This is a genomic window from Jeotgalibaca caeni (assembly GCF_028863945.1).
In the GTDB taxonomy this organism is placed as follows: domain Bacteria; phylum Bacillota; class Bacilli; order Lactobacillales; family Aerococcaceae; genus Jeotgalibaca; species Jeotgalibaca caeni.
In genome coordinates this window covers 1-4,657 of record NZ_JARBEA010000095.1, presented here as the reverse complement: position 1 = coordinate 4,657, position 4,657 = coordinate 1, and the positions used below count along the sequence as shown (strand labels likewise).

Genomic DNA, 4,657 nt, shown 5'->3' with positions numbered 1-4,657 from the left:
TTTAGAATTTCTGTAGTAAAATCGTTCATATGGAAGTCCTCTTTTCTGTGAATGTGTTGTGGTAACTCTATTCTACAGAAGGGACTTCCTTTTTTCTATTTACACAAAATATTTTACACTCTCACGGAGGGACAGTCGTTGCTTCAATTTACCCCAGAACAATTATTAGAAAATAACTTAATTGAAAGATTAATCAGTGGTGATTCTCAATGGACGTATCGTGAAGATTTGAGAACGGAAGCTGATTTATGGGAGAATTTCCGTCAAAAACTAGAAGTAAATAATAAAGATGTATTAAACGGAGTTCCTCTAACAGAACAAGAATTTCGTCAAATTCAAAACCAATTAAACTTCCCGAGTTTTTATGCTGCTGCAAGATGGTTAGCGGGGGAAAATGGAATTGCAAAAGTGGAAGTTCAGCGAGAAGATGCTTCACTTGGAACCATCAGGCTGCGAGTTATTAATCGCCAAGATGTGGCAGGGGGAATTTCTTCGTATGAAGTAATCAATCAATTCAAATCTGACAAACGTTCGATAGAAGATATGAACCGGCGTTTTGATGTAACATTGCTTATTAATGGGCTCCCAATGATCCATATCGAGATAAAGAATCGGGCTCATCCGTATATGGATGCTTTCCGCCAAATTGTAAAATACATTAAAGAAGGTAAATTTACTGGAATTTATTCCTCAGTTCAAATGTTTGTTGTGTCTAATGGGACGGATACACGCTACATTGCTTCTGCTTCAGACACAAAACTTAAACAGAACGAGCAGTTTTTAACGAAATGGGTAGATGAAAACAATCAACCTGTTAATGATTATCTTGAATTCGCTGAGCAAGTTTTATCTATCCCTATGGCTCATAAAATGGTAACGCAATATACAGTAATCGATAATGATAAGAAGTCATTAATCCTATTGCGTCCATACCAAATTCATGCAATAGAGGCAGTTAAGAGAGCTTCTGCGCAACAAAAATCAGGTTATGTTTGGCATACAACAGGATCAGGAAAAACATTGACATCATATAAAGTAGCAAGGAATTTACTTCAAATTCCTTCTCTTCAAAAGACAATTTTTATTGTTGACCGAGTCGACCTAGATCAACAAACAACTGCATCTTTTACTTCCTATGCTGAAAACGATATCATTGAAATTGATGAAACAGATAATGTGAACGATCTAGTTAAGAAGCTTCTTTCGGAAGACCGAGCTGTTATTATTACGACTATTCAAAAATTAAATGTTGTGATGAAGCGCTATGCTAACAAAGAAGGCACGAAGCGTTTCAATCAGTTAACACAATTAAAAGTAGCGTTTGTAGTAGACGAGTGTCATCGAGCAGTAAGCCCAGCGAAAAAAAGAGAAATTGAAGAATTCTTTATTAACTCCTTGTGGTACGGATTTACGGGCACACCAATATTTGCTCAGAATGCGAAAACAGTAGTAGGTAATTTACCCCGTACGACTACGCAACAATATGGAGAACGTTTGCATGAGTATACGGTCAAGGAAGCGATCTATGACAATGCAGTACTTGGCTTCCAAATTGAATATAAATCTACATTCTCCGAAGAACAATTGGACAAGGTAGTGATTGCACTTGAAGGTGAAGGGCGAATTGATGTAAATGATATGGGCATCGAGGATAAGGAAGCACTTCTACCAAAATCAATTTATGAAGAAGAAGCCCACATGCTAGAAGTCATCAATTCGATTGTTAATAAATCGCGTAAGAAATTAGGGTTTACTAAAGGGGTAGGCCAAACTTACAATGCTATATTAACCACCACTTCTATTGCACAAGCACAGAAATATTATGATCTGTTCAAAAGGGTGAAAGCAGGAGAAGCACCCATTCAAATTGACGAAGAAACAAAACGGGTTCTTCCAGATTTTCCAAAGATAGCGATAACATATTCGATTAGTGAAAATGAGGAAGCCTCCATTACGAATCAGGATAAAATGAAGGAATCCTTGCGTGATTACAATCAAGAGTTTGGAACGAACTATACGATTGAAACGATGCGCGCATATAATCGCAATGTTAATGACCGTTTAGCCCGAAAAAAAGAAAAATACTTAGCTAGAGTAGAACAGCTTGATTTAGTAATTGTAGTAGATCGATTATTGACAGGGTTTGATGCTCCAAGTTTGTCTACGCTATTTATTGATCGAGCACCAATGAAACCACATGATTTAATTCAAGCATTTTCTCGAACAAATCGGTTATTTGATAAATTTAAGAAATATGGGCAAGTCGTTACCTTCCAAACACCACAAACCTTTGAAAGTAAAGTGAAGGAAGCTCTTGTTCTTTACTCCAATGGTGGAGAGAATGAAGTTCTTGCTCCAAGCTGGCAAGAGGCTAAAGAATCGTTTATAGAAGCTATAGCTGAATTGAAAGAATTTGTATCTCATCCGGATGCAGTAGACCAATTAATTACTAAACCACAGATGAAAAAATTTGTTAAAGTATATCAAAAGTTAGATAAGACTTTTGCTGCAGTACAGGTATATACTGATTTTGAAATGGATCAGATGGGAACTGTATTCCCTATTGAACTAAAGGAAATCGAACAATTTAATGGAAAATACGTGAATGTATTGGACGCAATCAGAACAAAATCAGATGATATAGATCCAATCGAAATAGATATTGCCTATGAACTGGAGTCTATCAAAACAGAAGAAATTAATTATGAGTATATTTTAATGCTTATTCAAGCATTTGTACCAAGCGGGAACGATGAGTATGAACTTTTCGCAAAAGAAGATGCAAAAGCTACTGCGGAAGTAAACCGCTACATTGATGATTTATCAAGGAATAACGCTAAGCTTGCTAGTTTTATGCGACGCCTTTGGGATAATATTCTTCAAAATCCAGAGGACTATAGAAACCAAAATGTTTCTCAAGTATTAGAAAATATGATTTTGGATGCTCAGGAAGATATTATTCAAGATTTTTCCCAAAAGTGGCATGTAGAAGAGGAGGAATTAGCTTACGTGGTAAATAACTACAACCCAAAAAAACAAAGACAAAACGGAGAAAATGAACTTAAAGAGTCTGCAGATTATAATGCATATAAGGAAAAAGTTGATGAACCAGTATCTAAGCTAAAGTATTGGAAAACAGTTCGTTCTGATTTAGAAGAACTAATGGAAAATGAGATTCTCCCATTGCAGAGAAGATAATTTAAACTAAAGAAGCCAGTGATCTAAGTTATCACTGGCTTTTCCTTATCAGTATTCAGACATTTTAATAGAATAGAGTTGAGGCTTTTGAATTTAGAAATAGTAAGAGGGTTACTGCTAAATAATCGTGACAATAACAATATTCTGAAAATTATACAAGCACAAAATTTACAAGACGCCTGGTTATGTGCGGGTACTATTCGAAACTTTATCTGGAATTATTTGAGTAATAACCCGAACTTTGATCAAGCTACAGATGTCGATGTCGTTTTTAATGATCCTGCAATTACCTATGAGGAAACAGTTGAAATAGAACAAGAGCTAAAACATGCTTATCCCGAGTATGAATGGGAGTTAAAAAACAAAGTGTACATGCATCCCCATAATCCTAATACAGAACCATATGAAAGTTCCCGAGACGCTATTTCGAAATTCCCTGAATGTTGTACAGCCATTGGTGCAAGGTTAATAGATGATCATTTAGAAATCTTCTGTCCTTATGGAATCGAGGATATTATTCAATTCAAGGTGCGTCCTACACCACATTTTCAAAATAATCCGGAAAGAATGAAAAAGTATAAAGAAAGAGTCTTGTCTAAAAATTGGCAGATAAGATGGACTAAAATTCAGCTTGAGGAGGTATATGGATGAATCACTTATTTCTTTCAAAGGTACAAGATTCTAAAGAACTACCCAAAATACTAAACATCCAAAAAGCTGCCTTCGAAAAACTATACTTTAAATACAAAGATGAGAAAACCTCTCCTTATAAAGACTCGCTTCAAGATATTGAAAGAAGATTTAACATGCAACACAGCCGGTATTATTTTATCCAAGCAGAAGACACTACCATTGGTTTCATAAGAATGATAACGAATGCTCCTTTAACTAAAGGAAGAATCTCACCAATCGCAATCCTACCTCAATTTGAAAATAAGGGCTATGGTAAACGAACAATGTTTGAAATAGAGTCCTTATTTCCAAACATAAAAGAATGGGAACTAGATACGATTAAACAAGAAACACACCTAGTCGATTTCTATACTAAACTTGGTTACGTCAAGCTAGATAAAGAAGAACAAATTAGCGATAATATGCATTTAGCTTACTTTAGAAAGAAGTTATGATTCAAATATGCCTAAAAACACTTTAAAACTGTACATAAAATAATAGGAAGTAGAGGAGGAACCTAATGAAAATCACTGACTTACCTTACGAAAGGAAACAGTTACTTTCCAAAATCATAAAATACTTTAATGAAGTAGATGAAGCCTGAATTATTCATACTCCTGAAATCTTCTTGAAAAATGTCTTTTTTAACGTTTAAGCATTCCGATTTTTTTGTATCACATTGATTTTACTAAATCGACCAGATATTTTGGGTTCACATCAGGCAACTTCGGGTTTGAGCCCTATTTTTGGGCGCAGGAACCCCTTGGGTTCCATCTGATTTTTTAAA

General features: G+C 35.2%; 3 protein-coding genes. All 3 read left to right on the top strand.

Going from position 1 to position 4,657, the window contains the following annotated elements; genetic code table 11:
* The first annotated feature begins 138 nt into the window (after nucleotides 1-138).
* Nucleotides 139-3,198, top strand: coding sequence for a type I restriction endonuclease subunit R (locus tag PVE40_RS12335; protein ID WP_274732236.1), 3,060 nt, complete (start codon nucleotides 139-141; stop codon nucleotides 3,196-3,198).
* Nucleotides 3,199-3,285: 87 nt separating this feature from the next.
* Nucleotides 3,286-3,849 (top strand): nucleotidyltransferase family protein, encoded by a 564-nt coding sequence (locus tag PVE40_RS12330; protein ID WP_274732235.1) that lies wholly within the window; start codon nucleotides 3,286-3,288, stop codon nucleotides 3,847-3,849.
* Nucleotides 3,846-4,325 carry a GNAT family N-acetyltransferase gene (locus tag PVE40_RS12325; RefSeq protein ID WP_274732234.1) on the top strand — a complete coding sequence of 160 codons (480 nt, stop codon included), beginning with the start codon at nucleotides 3,846-3,848 and terminating at the stop codon, nucleotides 4,323-4,325. Before PVE40_RS12330 ends, PVE40_RS12325 begins: the two co-directional genes overlap by 4 nt.
* Nucleotides 4,326-4,657: the final 332 nt, after the last annotated feature.

Bases quoted from the DNA above. Each gene is read 5' to 3' on its own strand.
- PVE40_RS12325 (WP_274732234.1), top strand. From the start codon at position 3,846: ATGAATCACTTATTTCTTTCAAAGGTACAAGATTCTAAAGAACTACCC.